At 74.7% G+C, this 17,517-nt stretch carries 13 protein-coding genes; 4 read left to right on the plus strand and 9 right to left on the minus strand.

The genetic code is table 11. The features are described from left to right. Positions 1-148: 148 nt before the first annotated feature. The gene (locus tag DMP15_RS18470; RefSeq protein WP_100880384.1) at positions 149-3,280 is read left to right on the plus strand and encodes an alpha/beta fold hydrolase; all 3,132 of its coding nucleotides are present in this window, start codon (positions 149-151) and stop codon (positions 3,278-3,280) included. Further along, positions 3,277-4,173: an ABC transporter permease gene (locus DMP15_RS18475; RefSeq protein WP_301549224.1), complete on the plus strand. Its 897-nt coding sequence runs from the start codon at positions 3,277-3,279 to the stop codon at positions 4,171-4,173. The genes DMP15_RS18470 and DMP15_RS18475 overlap by 4 nt, the downstream gene beginning before the upstream one ends. Before the next feature lie 44 nt (positions 4,174-4,217). Here DMP15_RS18475 and DMP15_RS18480 read toward each other — a convergent pair whose 3' ends face one another. From DMP15_RS18480 to uvrB, 4 genes are all read right to left on the minus strand, one after another. Continuing rightward, complete coding sequence (locus DMP15_RS18480) at positions 4,218-4,985, minus strand: acetoin reductase (protein ID WP_100880383.1); 768 nt, start codon at positions 4,983-4,985, stop codon at positions 4,218-4,220. Between the two features lie 136 nt (positions 4,986-5,121). Continuing rightward, positions 5,122-6,408, minus strand: coding sequence for a GAF domain-containing protein (locus DMP15_RS18485; RefSeq protein ID WP_301549223.1), 1,287 nt, complete (start codon positions 6,406-6,408; stop codon positions 5,122-5,124). Between the two features lie 88 nt (positions 6,409-6,496). Continuing rightward, positions 6,497-7,786, minus strand: a complete 1,290-nt coding sequence (locus DMP15_RS18490; protein ID WP_301549222.1) for a glycosyltransferase 87 family protein — start codon at positions 7,784-7,786, stop codon at positions 6,497-6,499. Between the two features lie 130 nt (positions 7,787-7,916). Further along, complete coding sequence (uvrB, locus tag DMP15_RS18495) at positions 7,917-10,154, minus strand: excinuclease ABC subunit UvrB (RefSeq protein WP_202416382.1); 2,238 nt, start codon at positions 10,152-10,154, stop codon at positions 7,917-7,919. An 81-nt stretch (positions 10,155-10,235) separates the two neighbouring features. Between uvrB and DMP15_RS18500 the strand changes: the two genes are divergently transcribed. Then, positions 10,236-10,760 carry a DUF402 domain-containing protein gene (locus DMP15_RS18500; RefSeq protein WP_073576978.1) on the plus strand — a complete coding sequence of 175 codons (525 nt, stop codon included), beginning with the start codon at positions 10,236-10,238 and terminating at the stop codon, positions 10,758-10,760. A gap of 84 nt (positions 10,761-10,844) precedes the next feature. Here the strand turns inward: DMP15_RS18500 and DMP15_RS18505 are convergent, their stop codons facing one another. The 5 genes from DMP15_RS18505 to rpsA all read right to left on the minus strand — a co-directional run bounded on the left by DMP15_RS18505 (position 10,845) and on the right by rpsA (position 16,367). Beyond that, entirely contained in the window at positions 10,845-11,657 is an 813-nt protein-coding gene (locus tag DMP15_RS18505; protein WP_073576979.1) for a hypothetical protein, read from the minus strand. Beyond that, positions 11,654-12,439, minus strand: coding sequence for an RNA polymerase sigma factor (locus DMP15_RS18510; protein WP_073576980.1), 786 nt, complete (start codon positions 12,437-12,439; stop codon positions 11,654-11,656). The genes DMP15_RS18505 and DMP15_RS18510 overlap by 4 nt, the downstream gene beginning before the upstream one ends. A gap of 223 nt (positions 12,440-12,662) precedes the next feature. Then, on the minus strand, positions 12,663-13,790 hold the full coding sequence (gene coaE / locus DMP15_RS18515) for a dephospho-CoA kinase (protein ID WP_073576981.1): 1,128 nt from the start codon (positions 13,788-13,790) through the stop codon (positions 12,663-12,665). A 42-nt stretch (positions 13,791-13,832) separates the two neighbouring features. Continuing rightward, complete coding sequence (locus DMP15_RS18520) at positions 13,833-14,636, minus strand: hypothetical protein (protein ID WP_073576982.1); 804 nt, start codon at positions 14,634-14,636, stop codon at positions 13,833-13,835. A gap of 237 nt (positions 14,637-14,873) precedes the next feature. Beyond that, positions 14,874-16,367 (minus strand): 30S ribosomal protein S1, encoded by a 1,494-nt coding sequence (rpsA, locus tag DMP15_RS18525; RefSeq protein WP_073576983.1) that lies wholly within the window; start codon positions 16,365-16,367, stop codon positions 14,874-14,876. Positions 16,368-16,667: 300 nt separating this feature from the next. Here rpsA and DMP15_RS18530 point away from each other — a divergent pair, with 300 nt between their 5' ends. After that, positions 16,668-17,516, plus strand: a complete 849-nt coding sequence (locus DMP15_RS18530) for a class I SAM-dependent methyltransferase (protein WP_073577126.1) — start codon at positions 16,668-16,670, stop codon at positions 17,514-17,516. Position 17,517: the final 1 nt, after the last annotated feature.

Consider the following 17,517-nt stretch of genomic DNA (forward strand, 5'->3'; position numbering starts at 1 on the left):
GCGCCGTTGGTGCGGCATTCATCCCGGGTGCCCGGTTCGCCGGGGCCGGTGCCGGTTCCCGTGCCGGACCGGTGCCGTGCGGCGGGCGTGGCGGGACGCACCCGCCGCCCGGCGACGCGGTCGCGGCGATCTGCGTAGTTTCGATGACGTGCACGTGCTCCCCCGGACCCGGTGGGTCCGTACCCCGATCGTGGCGGCGACGGTCGCCGCCCTGGTGCTGGCGTTCGCCCCGGCCGCGTCGGCCGCACCCGGTGTCCCGGTCGCCGCGCCGGCGCCCGCCGCGGCGGCCGACGACGGCGGCGCGGTCGCCGTGAGCGAGGAGGAGGTCGCCGTCCCGGCCGGCCCCGGGCAGCCGGGCACGATCGACCTGGACACCTCGCTCTACGTCCCCGCCTCGGCGACCGCGGCCTCCCCCGCGCCCGCGGTGCTGGTGGCGCACGGCTTCGGCGGCAGCAAGGCCTCCGTCGACTCCGACGCCCGCGAGCTCGCCGCCCGCGGCTACGTGGTGCAGACCTGGACCGCGCGCGGTTTCGGCGCCTCCGGTGGCTCGATCGGGCTGGACGACCCCGACCGCGAGGTCGCCGACGCGTCGCGGCTGGTGGACCGCCTCGCCGCGCGCGCCGACGTGCAGCGCGACGCCGACGGCGACCCCCGCGTCGGTGTGACCGGCGGGTCCTACGGCGGTGGCCTCGCCCTGCTGCTGGCCGGGTACGACCGGCGGATCGACGCGATCGTGCCGGTGATCACCTGGAACGACCTGGGCCAGGCGCTGTTCCCGAACAACGCCGTCCCGGCCGGTGCGACGCCGCCGGGCACGCCCGCGGCCGGTGCGGGCGCCGGCGACGGGGTGTTCAAGAGCGGCTGGGCCGGGGTGTTCTTCGGCTCCGGTGGCCGGGTGCCCGCGGGCGGGGACTCACCGGCGGGTGCCGCCGCCGGCTCGTCCGGAGGGCTCGGCGGCTCCGGCTCCGGCGGCTCCGGCGGTGGGGGCGGTTTCGGCTCGTCCTCGGGCGGGGCGTCCTCCTCCGACGGCACCGGCACGGGCACCGCGGGCGTGTCCGGGCCGGACGGCGCCGGCGGCACCGCGGGACCGGGCACCGCCGCCGGGACCGCGGACGGTCCGGGAGACGCCACGGCGACCGGCGCGGCCGCCGGCCGGAGACAGGACGCGTCACGGCCGGGGCCGGACCCGATCTGCGGACGCTTCGCCCGCGACGTCTGCGCCGCCTACGGCGAGGCCGCCCGCACCGGCCGCGTCTCCCCGGAGCTGGCCGAGCTGCTCCGCCGCTCCTCCCCCGCGACCGTCACCGACCGGATCACCGCACCGACACTGCTGGTCCAGGGCGAGCAGGACACCCTGTTCGGCCTCGACCAGGCCGACGCGAACGCCCGCCAGATCGCCGCGAACGGCACCCCGGTGTCGGTGCTGTGGTTCGCCGGCGGCCACGACGGCGGCGGCCCCGACTCCGAGGTCCGCGCCCGCATCGCCGACTGGTTCGACCAACACCTGCGCGGCCTGCCCGCGGCGCAGGGCACCACCGGTGGTCTCGCCGAGGCCCCCTTCGCCTACCAGGTCCGCAGCACCGTCCGCACCCGCGGCGACACCCCCACCGGCCGGACCGTCCTCGCCGGGGCCTACCCCGGCCTGACCGCGGGCTCCGGACCCGCCCCGACGACCGCGCTGCCCCTGGACGGCGGCGAGCAGACCGTCGTCCACCCACCGGGCGGGAACCCGTCGGCGCTCACGTCGCTGCCCGGCCTCGGCTCGGCGCTCGGGTCGCTGGGCTCGCTCGGCGGCCTGTCCGGCCTGACGACGCCGGGCCAGTCCGCCCGGTTCCTCACCGCGCCCGTCGCCGACGCGATGCAGCCCTCCGGGGCGCCGCGGGTGACGGTGCGCGTCGCGCGGGTCGCCGGACAGCCCGCCCCGGACACCGCGGTGCTGTTCGCGTCGCTCACCACGCTCACCCCCGACGGGCGCAGCACGCTGCTGGGCAACGCCGTCGCACCGCTGCGGATCGCCGTCCCCGCCGACGGCTCCCCCGCCGAGGCGACGGTGACGCTGCCCGGCGTCGTCGCGCCGGTGCAGGCGGGCAGCCGCCTGCTGGTGCAGCTGTCGACGACCGACCAGGGCTACGACTCCGGCGCCGACCCTGCGGTGTGGCGGGTCGGGCTCGCCGGGGACACCGCGCTGTCGGTGCCCCAGGTGCCCGGCCGCACCGAGTCGGCGGGGACCGTTCCGCTGTGGCCGGTGCTCGGGATCGCCGCGGTGCTGGCCGCGGCACTCCTGGTGTGGCTGGTGGCGCGGCTGCGGTCGCGCCGGACCGAGCCCTCCGACGACGACGTGCCCGGCGACGCGCCGCCGCTGGTCGTCCGCGGGCTGGCGAAGATCTACCGCAACGGGTTCGCCGCGGTGTCGGACGTGTCGTTCACCGTGCCGCGCGGTGCGGTGCTCGGCCTGCTCGGCCCGAACGGCGCCGGCAAGACGACCGTCCTGCGCATGCTCATGGGCCTGATCGCGCCCACCGCCGGGACGATGACGGCGTTCGGTCGCCCCGTCCGTCCCGGCGCGGCGGTGCTGTCCCGGATCGGCGCGTTCGTCGAGGGCCCCGGGTTCCTGCCGCACCTGTCGGGCGCGGAGAACCTGCGACTTTACTGGGAGGCCACCGGCCGCCCGCCGGAGCAGGCGCGGATGGAGGAGACGCTGGAGATCGCCGGGCTCGGCGACTCGGTGCACCGCCGCGTCGGCACCTACTCCCAGGGCATGCGGCAGCGCCTCGCGATCGCGCAGGCGATGCTGGGCCTGCCCGAGCTGCTCATCCTCGACGAGCCCACCAACGGGCTCGACCCGCCCCAGATCCACGCGATGCGCGAGCTGCTGCGCCGCTACGCCGCGGGCGGCCGGACCGTGCTCGTGTCCAGCCACCTGCTGTCGGAGGTGGAGCAGACCTGCTCGGAGGTCGTGGTCATGCACCGCGGCACGGTCGTCGCCGCGGGGACGGTCGCCGAGCTGATGGCGGCCGGGGGCGGCTCGTCGTTCACCGTGGACGACACCGGCCGGGCCCGGGCCGTGCTGGCCGCCCTCGACGGCGTCACCGACGTCGTCACCGGGGACCAGCCGGGCGTCGTGCACGCCCACCTCGACGGCACCGCCCGCGCCGACGCCGTCGCCGCGCTGGTGTCCGGCGGGGTCGCGGTCAGCGCGGCCGGGCCGCGCGGGCGGCTGGAGGACGCGTTCCTGGAACTGGTGGGCCCCGAGGGGCGCGACGTCGGAGGTACCTCGTGAGTGACGACCGTCAGCTCTCGACCCGCCGCGGGCACGTCGGCGACCTCGTGACCGGCCGGGCCGCGCCGCCCGCCGTCCCGGGACGGACCATGCCGCTGCGCACCGAGCTGGTCCGCCAGCTCCAGCGCCGTCGCACCCAGGTCGCGTTCGCGCTGGTCGTGGCGATGCCGATCATCCTGTGGGCGGCGTTCTCCCTCGGCGACGACGAGCCCGGGGCCCGTGGCCCGAGCCTGGTCGACCTGGCGTCGGGCAGCGCCGCGAACTTCGCGGTGTTCACGCTGTTCGCATCGGCGAGCTTCCTGCTGGTGGTACTGGTCGCGCTGTTCTTCGGCGACACGGTGGCCTCGGAGGCGTCGTGGTCGTCGCTGCGCTACCTGCTGGCCGTCCCGGTGCCGCGGGCGCGGCTGCTGCGGCAGAAGGCCGTCGTCGCGGGGGTGCTGTCGGTGGCGGCGCTGCTGCTGCTCCCGGTCGCGTCGCTCGTGGTGGGGGCGATCGCCTACGGCACCGGCGACCTGGTCTCGCCGATCGGGGAGTCGCTGCCGTTCTGGAGCGCGGCCGGGCGGGTGATGCTCGGCGCGCTGTACGTGACCGTGCAGCTGAGCTGGGTGGCCGGGCTGGCGCTGCTGCTCTCGGTGAGCACCGACGCCCCGCTGGGCGCGGTCGGCGGCGCGGTGATGGCCTCGATCGTCTCCCAGATCATCGACCAGATCGAGGACCTGGGACTCATCCGGGACTTCCTCCCGACGCACTACGGCGACGCCTGGTCGGCGCTGCTGGCGACCGACGTCGACTGGTCGGACATGACCTACGGGACGTTCTCCGCGGTCTGCTACGCGAGCCTGTTCCTGGGGCTCGCGGCGTGGCGGTTCCGCACCAAGGACATCACCAGCTGACCGCGGTGCCGGGCCGGCCGCGCGGCCCGGCACCCGGTCCGCCCTCAGACCATGACCACCCCGCCGTCGATCATGACGGCCTGGCCGGTCATGTAGTCGGAGTCCGGACCGGCGAGGTAGGAGACGAAGGCGGCGACGTCGTCGGCGGTCTGCACCCGGCCCAGCGGGATACCGGCCGCGTACTGCTTCAGCGTCTCGCCCTTCCCCGCGCCGCTGCGGGCGCCCATCTGCTCGTCGATCAGGTCCCACATGTCGGTGCCGACGATCCCCGGGCAGTAGGCGTTCACGGTGATCCGGTGCGGCGCCAGCTCCTTGGCCGCGGCCTGGGTGAGGGCACGGACGGCGAACTTGGTCGCCGAGTAGTGCCCGAGGAGGTCGAAGCCCTGGTGCCCGGCGATCGACGCGGCGCTGACGATCTTGCCGCCGGTCCCCCGGTCGATCATCACGCGGGCGGCGGCCTGCAGGCAGTAGACGACGCCGAACACGTTGACGTCGAAGATGGTGCGCAGATCGTCGGGTGTCACCTCGAGCAGCGGCTTGACCTGGGCGATACCGGCGTTCGCGACCATCACGTCCAGACCGCCGAGCTCCTCGGCGACCTGGCCGACCATCGCGGTGACCGCGCCGGGGTCGGTGACGTCGGCCGGGTAGGCCACCGCGGTCCCGCCCGCCGCGCGGATCTCCTCGGCGACGGCGGTGGCGCCGTGGGCGTCCCGGTCGTTGACCGCGACGGCGTGCCCGTCCCGTGACAGGCGCAGGGCGATGCCCCGCCCGATCCCGCGTCCGGCTCCGGTCACCACGGCGACACCCATGTCGGCCTCCCAGTTCGCTCGCGCGGGCCGCCGGGGGCGGCGTCCCTGCCGCGGCGGGACGTTCCCGCGACCCCAAGTCCAGCCGGTGACGCGGGTCACGGACAGCGTTGCAGCCGGGTTGCAGCGACGGGGTCGCTCAGTCGCGACGCAGGACGGCCACGCCCGGCGCGGTCGACTCCCGCACGACCCGGCTACCGGCCAGCCCCGTCAGGTCCAGCTCGATCTCGGGGGCGATCCGGTAGGGGCGTGCCAGCAGGATCCCGCCCAGGTTCCGGCGCAGCCGCGACATCTCGGCGCGGACGGTGACCAGGTGCGCCCGGTCGCCGTAGAGCCCCTGGGACAGCGTGGCGGCGTCCAGCCCGCTCGCCCCCGCACGGGCGAGCAGCACCAGGACCTCGGCGTGCCGGGTCGACAGCGGGTGCACCCAGCGGGTCGTGCCCTCGATGACGGCCTGCGGCGGACGGCCGTCCAGGTCCAGGCGCAGCCGCATCCGCCTGCTCCCGCCGGACGCCGGGCGCAGCAGCCAGCCGCCGGGCACCGGCTCGGGCAGGCAGGGCCCCAGCCCGTGGACGGCGATCAGGCGCTCCGGTACCGGTGCGGCGACCCGTTCGACACCGGGCAGCCCGGACGCGGCGGCGACCCAGCCGTGGTCGTCGACCACCAGGCCCGGCCCGGTGTCGCCGGCGAGCATCGGGGCGCCGATGGTGCGCAGCGCGTCGAGGCGGGCCTCGTGACGCTGCCACAGCCCGGCCTCGGCGAGCCGCACCGCAGTGTCGACGAGCGCGACGGTCGTCGGGTGGATGGTCTCGGCGGGCCCGGACAGGTCGACGACGCCGAGCAGCTCGCCGCTGCGCGGGTCGTGCACGGGGGCCGCGGTGCAGGTCCAGCCGTGGTGGCTGCGCACGAAGTGCTCGGCGGAGAAGATCTGCACCGGCCCTCCCTCGGCGAGCGCGGTCCCGATCGCGTTGGTGCCGACCGACTGCTCGGACCACTCCGCGCCCTCGGTGAACCCGAGCGCGTCGGCGCGGCGGCGGACCGCGGTCGAGCCCTCCCGCCACAGCAGGACCCCGTCGGCGTCGCAGACGACCATCACGTGCCGGGCGTCCTCGGCGACCGAGGTCAGCGCGGCACGCAACGCGGGCAGCACCGGCACCAGCGGTGAGGTCGCGCGGCGCTGCTCGACGACGGCGGCGTCCAGCGGGCCGGGCGGCTCACCGGCGTCGGGGTCCACGCCCTGGGCCCGGACCCGGTCCCAGGAGCGGGTGACCAGCCGACGTCCGCGCGCCGTGTCGTCGGGGCGTGCGTCGCCGGACAGCACCGCGTCGTGCAGCCGGGACAGCATCCGGGCGTGCCGACCGAGGTCGGTCCCCGGGCGGACGGCGCACACACCTGCCCGGTTCCGGTCGTCGTCGACTGGCTCCACCGGCACCTCCGGCTCCCACAGTAGGCGGGTGCCCGTGACCCGCGCCATAGTCGCGGGCGGTCGTGCCCGGGCGGCCCCCGCCGGAGGGTCAGGAGCCGACGCGACGCCGTTCGGCGTGCGGGGCCCGCGGACCGCCGGGACGGCCCGGGCCCCGGGTGACGTACCAGCAGCACAGTCCGAGGGTCAGCGCGGCGGGGATGACGTAGCTGGCCCCGAGGAACTGTTCCCAGAGGCTCCACTTCATCTCGACGCCCCACACGTTGGGCATCCACCGGAACGGCGCGATGTAGAAGATCGCGGCGATCACCGCGCCGACCGCGGCCCACCCGGCGCTGCGGTACCGCAGCGCGTGCGCACCGATCCCGATCAGCGCGGGCACCACCCACACCCAGTGGTGCGACCAGGCGGTCGGGGTCGCCATCAGCACGACGGCGGCCGTCGCCGACATCGCGATCACCGGCTCGGAGCGCCGGATGACCGGCACGGCCAGCGCCAGCAGGACGGCGACGATGCCCAGCCACAGGATGTGGAACCAGGGGTCGGGGACCTCCTGGCGGGCGAGCACGGCCTGCACGGTCTCGTTGGAGAAGAACGTCGAGCCGCTGACCCCGGCCGCCGGTCCCCCGACGAACCAGTACCGCACCGAGGAGTCGAGGTCGACGACGAACCCGATGCCGGTCGCGAGGATGCCGGTGACGACGGCGACGCCCGCCGCCTTCCAGTCCCGCCGCACCAGGAAGTACAGGACGAACCCGCCCGGGGTCAGCTTGATCGCCGCGGCCAGGCCGAGCAGCAGCCCGCGCGGCCACCAGGTCCGCGGGGCGAGCAGGTCGACCAGCACGAGCAGCATCAGCACGAGGTTGATCTGGCCGAAGGCGAAGGTCTGCGCGACCGGCTCCGTGAGCAGCGCCGCGGCCAGCACCGGCACGCCCAGCACGAACGGGGCCCGCCGCCCGCCCGCGGGCCACGCGACGCGGATCGTGAGCGCGATGCAGACCGCCAGCGACAGCACCGAGGCGATGAACTGGGCGGTGAACGCGACGGCGTAGGGCACCACGGTCAGCGGCACCATCGTGATCGCCGCGAAGGTCGGGTAGATGAAGGGCAGCTCGGGCCCGTGCAGGGGCAGCGGGAGCCGACCGTACATGTCACCGCCGTCCAGCCAGACCTGCACGCCGATCCGGTAGACGTCGAGGTCGAGTGCGTAGTCGCGCAGCCGGAACCAGGACCAGTACAGCGCCGCGGCCAGCAGCGGCACCGTGACCACGAGTGTCCAGGGGGTGAGCGCCGCCGTCCGCAGCCGTCCGACGAGGACCGCGGCGGCCCCGCCGCGAGCGGCGGGCACGTCGGGGTCGTGCGGGGTGCGGGTGACGGTCACGCGGGCTCCTCCGTGTGCGGCCGGGCCGGACGGGTACGGGCCGCGCGACGGGCGGAGCCCGGCGGCCGCTCGGGGACGACGGTGGACCACGGTAGCGGGGCGCGACCTCGCGCCCCGCCGCGGGACCCGCCTACGACACCCCGGCCGCGTCCATCCCCCGCAGCTCCTTCTTGAGGTCGGCGATCTCGTCACGGAGCCGGGCCGCCAGCTCGAACTGGAGGTCCCGTGCGGCGGTGAGCATCTGGTCGTTCATCTGCTGGATGAGGTCGGCCAGCTCGGCACGCGGCATGCCCGCCGTGTCCTTCGCCGCCACCCCGGAGCTGCCCGCCGCGGCCGGACGGCCCTTCTCCCCCGCCGCCCGCTTGCCGCGCGAGGCGTTGCGGCCCGACCCGCCGACAGGGACGGCCTCGGTGTCCTCGGCCTCGCGGTAGACCTGGTCGAGGATGTCGGCGATCTTCTTGCGCAGCGGCTGCGGGTCGATGCCGTGCTCGGTGTTGTAGGCGACCTGCTTGGCGCGGCGCCGGTCGGTCTCGTCGATGGCGTACCGCATCGAGTCGGTGATCCGGTCGGCGTACATGTGGACCTGGCCGGAGACGTTGCGCGCCGCGCGGCCGATGGTCTGGATCAGTGACGTGCCGGAGCGGAGGAAACCCTCCTTGTCCGCGTCGAGGATCGCCACCAGCGACACCTCGGGCAGGTCGAGGCCCTCGCGGAGCAGGTTGATGCCGACCAGCACGTCGTACTCGCCGGACCGCAGCTGCCGCAGCAGCTCCACCCGGCGCAGGGTGTCGACCTCGGAGTGCAGGTACCGGACCTTGATCCCGAGCTCGAGCAGATAGTCGGTGAGGTCCTCGGCCATCTTCTTGGTCAGCGTGGTGACCAGGACCCGCTCGTCCTTGGCGGTCCGGTCCCGGATCTCGGCGACCAGGTCGTCGATCTGGCCCTTGGTCGGCTTCACGACGACCTCGGGGTCGACCAGGCCGGTGGGGCGGATGACCTGCTCGACGAACTCGCCGCCGGTGCGGTTGAGCTCGTAGGGACCCGGGGTCGCGGACAGGTAGACGGTCTGGCCGATCCGGTCGGCGAACTCCTCCCAGGTGAGCGGCCGGTTGTCGACCGCCGAGGGGAGGCGGAAGCCGTACTCGACGAGGTTGCGCTTGCGGGACATGTCGCCCTCGTACATGCCGCCGATCTGCGGCACGGTCACGTGCGACTCGTCGATGACCAGCAGGAAGTCGTCCGGGAAGTAGTCGATCAGGGTGGCCGGCGCGGTGCCGGCGCCGCGGCCGTCGATGTGGCGCGAGTAGTTCTCGATGCCCGAGCAGAACCCGACCTGGCGGATCATCTCGATGTCGTACTGGGTCCGCATCCGCAGTCGCTGGGCCTCGAGCAGCTTGCCCTGGTTCTCCAGCTGCGCGAGGCGCTCCTCCAGCTCGGCCTCGATGGCGCGCACGGCGCGTTCCATCGCCTCCGGGCCCGCGACGTAGTGCGTCGCCGGGAAGACCTTGATCTCGTCGACCTGCTCGACCTCCTCCCCTGTCAGCGGGTTGAGGTAGTACAGCGCCTCGATCTCGTCGCCGAAGAACTCGATCCGCAGCGCCAGCTCCTGGTAGGCGGGGATGATCTCGACGGTGTCACCGCGGACCCGGAACGTGCCGCGGGTGAAGGACATGTCGTTGCGGGTGTACTGCACGTCGACCAGCAGCCGCAGCAGGCGGTCCCGCTCGACCTCCTCCCCGACCCGCAGCGAGACGGACCGGTCGAGGTAGGACTGCGGGGTGCCGAGGCCGTAGATGCACGACACCGAGGCGACCACGACGACGTCGCGCCGGGACAGCAGGTTCATCGTCGCCGAGTGCCGCAGCCGCTCGACGTCGTCGTTGATCGAGCTGTCCTTCTCGATGTAGGTGTCGGTCTGCGCGATGTAGGCCTCGGGCTGGTAGTAGTCGTAGTACGAGACGAAGTACTCGACCGCGTTGTTCGGGAGCATCTCCCGCAGCTCGTTCGCCAGCTGTGCGGCCAGGGTCTTGTTCGGCGCCATCACCAGCGTCGGGCGCTGCTGCTGCTCGATCAGCCACGCGGTGGTGGCCGACTTGCCGGTGCCGGTGGCGCCCAGCAGGACGACGTCCTGCTCGCCGGCACGGAGGCGCCGGTCCAGCTCGGCGATCGCGGTCGGCTGATCACCGGCCGGGACGTGCTCGCTGACCACCCGGAACGGGGCCGTGCTCCGCTCGACCGCACCCACCGGGCGGTGCTCGGAGTGCGCGCGCGGGGTGTCCGTCGGGGTGGTGCCCGCGTCCGGGTGCGCAGCGTCCTCCCGGGCACGGGAGTCCGCCGCGCTGCCCGGGACCTCGGTCGCGAATGCCATGACACCAGGGTACGAGCGACCCCCGACACTTTCCCCCCGTGCGCCCCGCCGGATCCTCCGGAGGAGGCAGGATGGGCGACCGTGCACCCGCCCAAGACGCAGACCTTCGACCCCGAACGGGGCGTCCAGGTCGACACCAAGGGGACCCACCGCGAGATCGCCACACTGCGCGAGGAGACCTGGGGGCTGTACCTGTCACGGCCCGTCGTCGCCCGGCCGAACGCCTGGTGGATCGAGACCTGGGTGCTCCCGGAGCTGGGCGTGTGCCTGTCGGACTGGCAGTGGCGGCCGGGGCACGAACGCGACCAGGACGTGTACGTCGACGTCGCCGCGATCACCCGCGAGGGCAGGCGGCTGCACATGACCGACCTCTACCTGGACCTCGTGGTGCGCCGCGGCCGCGGGACCGACGTCATCGACGTCGACGAGTTCGTCGCCGCCGTGGCGCAGGGGCTGGTCGGGACCGACCTGGCCGAATACGCCCTGGAGCGGTCGCACGCCGTGCTCGACGGGCTGGTCCGGCACGACCACGACCACGTGGCCTGGCTGGCGTCCCTGGGGATCGACCTGGGGCCGCGGGACCGGCCGGAGGACGCTCGCGACTGACCGTCGCCACGGACCGGCGACGCGGCCGGTCCGTACGGCGCGCCCGGGGCACCGACCGGCCGCGGCCGGGCCGGCCCGGGTGGGTCAGAGCGCGGAGGACTGCGCCGGGCCCAGGCCGACGGCGCTGGTCGAGGTCTCCGGCGGCGTGGTCCCGGTGGTGGTCGTCGGGTCGGGCGAGGTGGTGGTCGGCGCGGCCGAGTTGGTCGTCGTCGGGACCGGGTCGGTCGTCGGCTCCGGGGTGCCCTCGTCGGTCGGCTTCGGCGTCGAGGTCTCCGGCGGCGTGGTCGGCGGCGGGGTCGTCGGCTTCGGCGTGGTGGGCCGGGGCGTCGTCGACGGCGGAGGCGTCGTCGGCTCCGGCGAACCCTCGTCGGTCGGCCGCGGCGGGGTCGTGTGCGACGGCGGGGACGGCTGACCGCCGCCGGTGGGCGGCGGCGGGACCACCGGCGCGCCGGGGGTGCCGGGCGCGGGGGCCGGACCGGGCGCGGGGGCCGGACCGGGCGCGGGGACGGCGGGCGAGCCGCCACCACCGGGCAGCGCGCCGCCCTGGGTCGCCGCGACGGTCGGGTCGAACGCCGGCGGGAGACCGCCCTGACCACCGGAGGCCGCGCCACCGGCGTCGCCGGTCCGGACCGGGTCCGGGGCCGGGCCGCTCTCCTGCGGCGCGGCGATGGCGAACGGCGGGCCGACGAAGCTGCCGCCGGGGGCGGCCGCGGTCGCGACAGCGGTGATCCCGCCCAGCGACCCGACGGTGAGCACCGCCGCGGCCGCGGCCGAGGTGGCCCGGCGCGCACCGGCGGCGCGGGAGATCACGTCGTCGACGGCGGGCAGCGGCACCGCCGCGGCCAGGACGTCGTCGAGCCGGTGGAACTCCCGGTCGATGTCGGCGAACCCGTTCATACCCGTCCCCCCTCGGTGGCGGGTGGGTACCCGCCACGCAGGTCGTACTGCGGCGCCCCGTGACCCGGCGGCGGTCCCCCGACCGCGCCACCCGCCGGTCCGATGATCTCCTCCAGCACCTCGGCCATGCCCTCGGTCACGACCTCGCGACCGCGGACGAGCCGGCGCCGCACCTCGTGCTCGGTGACCCGCTCGAGCTCGGCGACCGCGCCGGTCGACAGGCCTGCCATGTGGTGCAGCACCACGGCCCGGCGGTCGACGGGTGCGAGCCTCCCGAGCGCCTCCAGGAGCGCCCCGGTGCGCGGGTCGGTCTCCTCCGGCGACGGCCTGCGACGGCGGCGCAGGATCCGCCCCCGCATCGACGTCCGGATCGCGACCCGCCGGACCCAGCCGACGGCCGCGTCCTCGTGGTCCGGGCCCGCGGGCTCGGCGCGCAGCGCGGCCCAGCGTCGCCAGGCCCGCGAGTAGGCGTCCTGCACGGCGTCGTGCGCGTCGTGCGGGTTGAGCGTGATCGCGTAGAGCTGCGCGACCAGCCGCGGGTAGTGCGTCTCGAGGTGTGCGCCGAAGTCCGCACGGAGCTCACCGTGCGGGAGCGTGCGGTGCTGCTGGACGACCGCGCCGCTGATCGGCGGGGCCTCGTACTCGGCGCCGGTCCACGCGTCGTGGTCGATCGCACCCGGCTGGCCCGGCTCCGGCGCACCGCCGTACTGGTCCGTGTGGGGGAACGCGGGCGCGCGCTCGGGCTCGGCGAACTCGCCGTCCGCCCCGAAACGCTGGGCCACTGTGCTCAACCCCGTGTCCTCTCGTCGCCGTCACCGGACCCTCCGGTCCGGTGCCGATCACCCCGGTGACCGGCCCGGTCGACGGGTACCCGCAGGTACCGCGGCCGATCCGGGCAGGAGCACCCTCTGCCCCGCCTGATCGACCAACGAGCGTGCGGCGTTACAGAAACGGGTCCGGCGCGACCCGATCGTCACGTTCCGCGTGATCTGCGTCCCGCGACGCTCAACCGTTCGGGTCGGATCGCCACTCCGCCATGCACGCACGGTAGTCGCGCGGGTCCGGGTCATCGGCGTGCCGTTCCGCCGCCGCACGCTTGTGCGCGGCGTAGCCGGCACGGGCGGTCGCGTCGGCACGCAGCCGGTCCCGCAGCTCGATCGCCTGCCGCCAGGCGGGCGAGCCGTGCACCCGCACGGCCAGCACGGCGGCCCGCCCCGGGTCGGCCGAGCGGTGCACCCGCACCGTGCCCGTGGTCTCCTCCGGGGCGGCGGTGTCGACCGGGAAACCGGCCGCGAGCAGGGCTTCGGTGACCGTGCCGGCGTCGGCGGGCGACTCCACGGCGAGCTGCAGATCGAGTACGTCGCGGGCGGGGAGCCCCGGGACGGCCGTCGATCCGACGTGGTCCACCCCGCGGCCGGAACCGCCCGCAGCGACCGCGACCCGCTCGGCGAGCCGGTGGGCCTGCGCCTCCCAGTCCGGGTCGTGCTCGACGAGCAGGGGCGGCCCGTCCGCGGCCGGGCGGCCCGTGCGCAGGTTCTCCTCGAACCCGGCGAGCCGTCCGTCCCACAGCGCGTCCACCCGGCGTCGGGTGTCGTCCGGTTCCCCCGAGTTGTCCAGCCAGACGTCGGCGACGGCGCGGCGCTGCTCGTCACCGGCCTGGGCGGCGATCCGGGCCCGGGCGTCCTGCTCGCTCATCCCGCGCGCGGACACCAGCCGCCGGACCCGCTCCTCGGCGTCCACCCCGACCACGACGACCAGCGGGAACGTCGGAGCCATGCCGCCCTCGACGAGCAGCGGGATGTCCTGCACGACGATCGCGTCCGCCGGGGCGGCGGCGACGATCTCGTCGGACCGGGCCCGCACCAGCGGGTGCACGATGCCGTCGAGGGTGCGCCGTGCCCCGGCGTCGGAGAAGACGACGGCGGCGAGGGCGGGCCGGTCGAGCCGGCCGCCGGCGTCGAGGACGTCCCGGCCGAAGGCCTCGACGATCGCCGCCAGCCCCGCGGTGCCCGGTTCGACGACCTCGCGGGCGATCACGTCGGAGTCGACCAGCACCGCCCCGCGTTCGACCAGTCGCGTCGCGACCGTCGACTTGCCCGCACCGATTCCGCCGGTCAGCCCTGTCCGCAGCACGTGATCACCGTAGCGGGCCGTGCCGGGGCGCCCCGGCCGCGCTCAGGTGGTGCCGCGTGCGTTGCCCGGGGCACCGGTGCCGGCCTGCGGGGCGGGCGCCGTCGGCGGTGCGGCGGGCGTCGGCCGCGCGGACGGCGGCTGCGTCGGCGTCAGCGCCGGGATGATGCGCTGGGCCAGGTCGGGCAGGGTCTCGGCCGCGGACCGGGTCTGGCCGGGAGCGGCCACCGGCAGGATGAACGTCAGCGTGTCGACGCCGTAGACCAGGGCGAGGGTGGTCTCGTCCGGCCGCTCGACGAGGACGCCGGGGACCGAGCCGACGGTGATGTCACGCGAGGCGGTGGCCGAGCCGCGCTCGGCGTTGGTGTTGAGCTGCCACTGACGGGTCGCGGACGCGGTGTCGCCGTAGCGGCCGATGTTGAGCTGGAACAGCACCGGGCCGGAGTTGCGCGCCCCGCCGAAGGCCTGGGCCTGGCCGCCCGCGCGGTAGGTGCAGGCGGTGCGCTCGGTGCGGTTCACCGACGCCTCGGGGACGCCGCGGACCGACTGGACCGACACCGACCCCAGGACCTGCCCGAACAGCGCTCCGGCCTGCTCGGGGTCCATCAGCTGCACACAGTCGGTGGGCAGCGCGATCGGGATCGGTTCCCGCCCTGCCTGGGCGGCGCCGGACTGCTCGGCCGGGAACGTCGGGACCGCGATCCCGGTGTCCCCGGACGCCGTGCCGCATCCGGCGAGGACCGCGGCGAGCAGGACGCCCGCGAGTGCGGACCGCCCGTGACGCAGGAACGTGCGGTCGTGGGACAGGGACTCGCCGGAACGCGTCCGGCGGACGGTACGGCCGGCCATGCACCCAATCTAGGCCGACCCGAAGATCGACTCCGGACGGCTGCGCGCGCCGTGACCAACCGCAGCCGAACCGTGATCTGCACCTGGCGTGTCCGCTCTGACACGCCGGGCGACGTGAACGGGTGTCGACCGGGGCCCGTAGGGGCCCGGAAACGGGCCGGGCCCCGGTGACCGTGACGGTCACCGGGGCCCGGTGTGGTGCTGGTGGCCGGTCCGCGCGGGACCGGCCGGGGGTGATCAGGCCCCGCCGGAGAGCTTCTCCCGCAGCGCGGCGAGCTGCTCGTCGCTGGCGAGCGAACCACCCGACTCGGCCTGGCCACCGCCACCGCCGCCGGTCGACCGGTCCTCGTCACCGCCGGAGGAGTAGTTCGCCGGCGCGATGTCGTTGCCGCCCTCCGCCTCGGCCTCGGCGGCCTTGCGGATCTGCGCCATGTGCTGGTCGTAGCGGGCCTGCGCCTCGGCGTACTGCTTCTCCCAGGCCGCGCGGGCCTCGTCGAAGCCTTCCTTCCAGTCGCCGGAGTCGACGTCGAAGCCCTCGGGGTAGATGTAGTTCCCCTGGTCGTCGTACTCGGCGGCCATGCCGTAGCGGGTCGGGTCGAACTCGGTGTCGACCGTCATGCCCTCGTTGGCCTGCTTCAGCGACAGCGAGATGCGACGGCGGTCGAGGTCGATGTCGATGACCTTGACCATCGCGTCGTCGCCGACCTGGACGACCTGCTCCGGGATCTCGACGTGGCGCTCGGCCAGCTCGGAGATGTGGACCAGGCCCTCGATGCCCTCCTCGACGCGGACGAACGCGCCGAACGGGACGAGCTTGGTGACCTTGCCCGGCACGATCTGACCGATCGCGTGGGTCCGGGCGTACAGGCGCCACGGGTCCTCCTGGGTCGCCTTCAGCGACAGGGAGACGCGCTCGCGGTCCAGGTCGACGTCGAGGACCTCGACGGTGACCTCCTGGCCGACCTCGACGACCTCACTCGGGTGGTCGATGTGCTTCCAGGACAGCTCGGAGACGTGCACCAGACCGTCGACCCCGCCCAGGTCGACGAACGCACCGAAGTTGACCACCGAGGAGACGACGCCCTTGCGGACCTGACCGCGCTGCAGCTGGTTGAGGAACTCGCTGCGGACCTCGGACTGGGTCTGCTCGAGCCAGGCGCGGCGGGACAGGACCACGTTGTTGCGGTTCTTGTCCAGCTCGATGATCTTGGCCTCGATCTTGCGACCGACGTAGGGCTGCAGGTCCCGCACGCGGCGCATCTCGACCAGCGAGGCCGGGAGGAAGCCGCGGAGCCCGATGTCCAGGATCAGGCCGCCCTTGACGACCTCGATGACGGTGCCCTCGACCGGCTCGTCGGCCTCCTTGAGCGCCTCGATCGTGCCCCAGGCGCGCTCGTACTGCGCGCGCTTCTTGGACAGGATCAGCCGGCCCTCCTTGTCCTCCTTCTGGAGGACGAGGGCCTCGACGAACTCGCCGACCTCGACGACCTCGGCGGGGTCGACGTCGTGCTTGATCGACAGCTCACGCGAGGGGATGACGCCCTCGGTCTTGTAGCCGATGTCGAGCAGGACCTCGTCACGGTCGACCTTGACGATGGTGCCCTCGACGATGTCGCCATCGTTGAAGTACTTGATCGTCTGGTCGATGGCGGCGAGGAAGTCCTCCTCCGACCCGATGTCGTTGATAGCGACCTGCGGCGTGGTCGGGGCGGCGGTGGTGTCGGTGGACATGTAGTGAGGTGCTCCGATGGATTTCTCTGGCATGGTCGGCCCGGTCGGCTCTGCTGCAGCAGCGCGCCCCGGTTCTGGTACGTGTAGCTGTGACGTTGTAACAGTCACCCTCTGGCGTCGATTCCCGTGGTCGGGAACATCGGTGCACGGACATCCGCGAGATCGGCGCTGGAGTGGCGCCGCGCGGTCGGCCGACACGTTGACCACGGTGCGGGAAGAATGGTACGCGGCCCGCAAACCCCCCGGCAATTCGGGTCCGCCATCCGCGGGAGCGCATGCGCTTGCGACGATCGGGTGGTCATGAGCAGCCGCGACGAGTACTTCTCCGCCGAGGACACCGTGGGGACCGCCGGTGTCGCCCGGCGCCGCGTCGGCAGCGCCGAGTCCGAGGCGGCCGGGCGCCGCTGGTGGGACGCCGACGCCGACGACTACCTGGCCGAGCACGGTTCCGACATCGGCGACGAGGCGTTCGTCTGGTGCCCGGAGAACCTGCACGAGGACGAGGCGGGCCTGCTCGGCCCGCCCGCGGACCTGGTCGGGAAGCGGGTGCTGGAGGTGGGCGCCGGCTCCGCCCCGTGCAGCCGGTGGCTGGCCCGCCGCGGGGCGCACCCGGTCGCGCTCGACGTCTCCGGCGGGATGCTGCGTCACGCGGCCCGGCTGAACGACGCGCTCGGGCTGCCGGTGCCGCTCGTGCAGGCCGGCGCCGAGCACCTGCCGTTCGCCGACGCCACGTTCGACCACGCCTGCTCGGCGTTCGGGGCGATCCCCTTCGTCGCCGACCCGGGTCGGGTCATGCGCGAGGTGCACCGGGTGCTGCGTCCCGGCGGGCGCTGGGTGTTCGCGGTGAACCACCCGATGCGCTGGGTCTTCCCCGACGACCCCGGCGAGCAGGGGCTCACCGTCGTCCAGTCCTACTTCGACCGGACCCCGTACCTGGAGGTCGACGGCGACGGCCGGGCCACCTACGTGGAGCACCACCGCACGCTCGGCGACCGGGTGCGCGATGTCGTCGCCGCCGGCCTGGTGCTCGACGACCTGGTCGAGCCGGAGTGGCCGGAGGGCCACGAGCGGGTGTGGGGACAGTGGTCGCCGCTGCGCGGCGCGCTGTTCCCCGGCACCGCGATCCTCGTGACCCACCGGCCGGGCTGAG

Origin of the sequence: Pseudonocardia sp. UM4_GMWB1 (assembly GCF_017312155.1) — a bacterium.
Taxonomy (GTDB): domain Bacteria; phylum Actinomycetota; class Actinomycetes; order Mycobacteriales; family Pseudonocardiaceae; genus Pseudonocardia; species Pseudonocardia alni.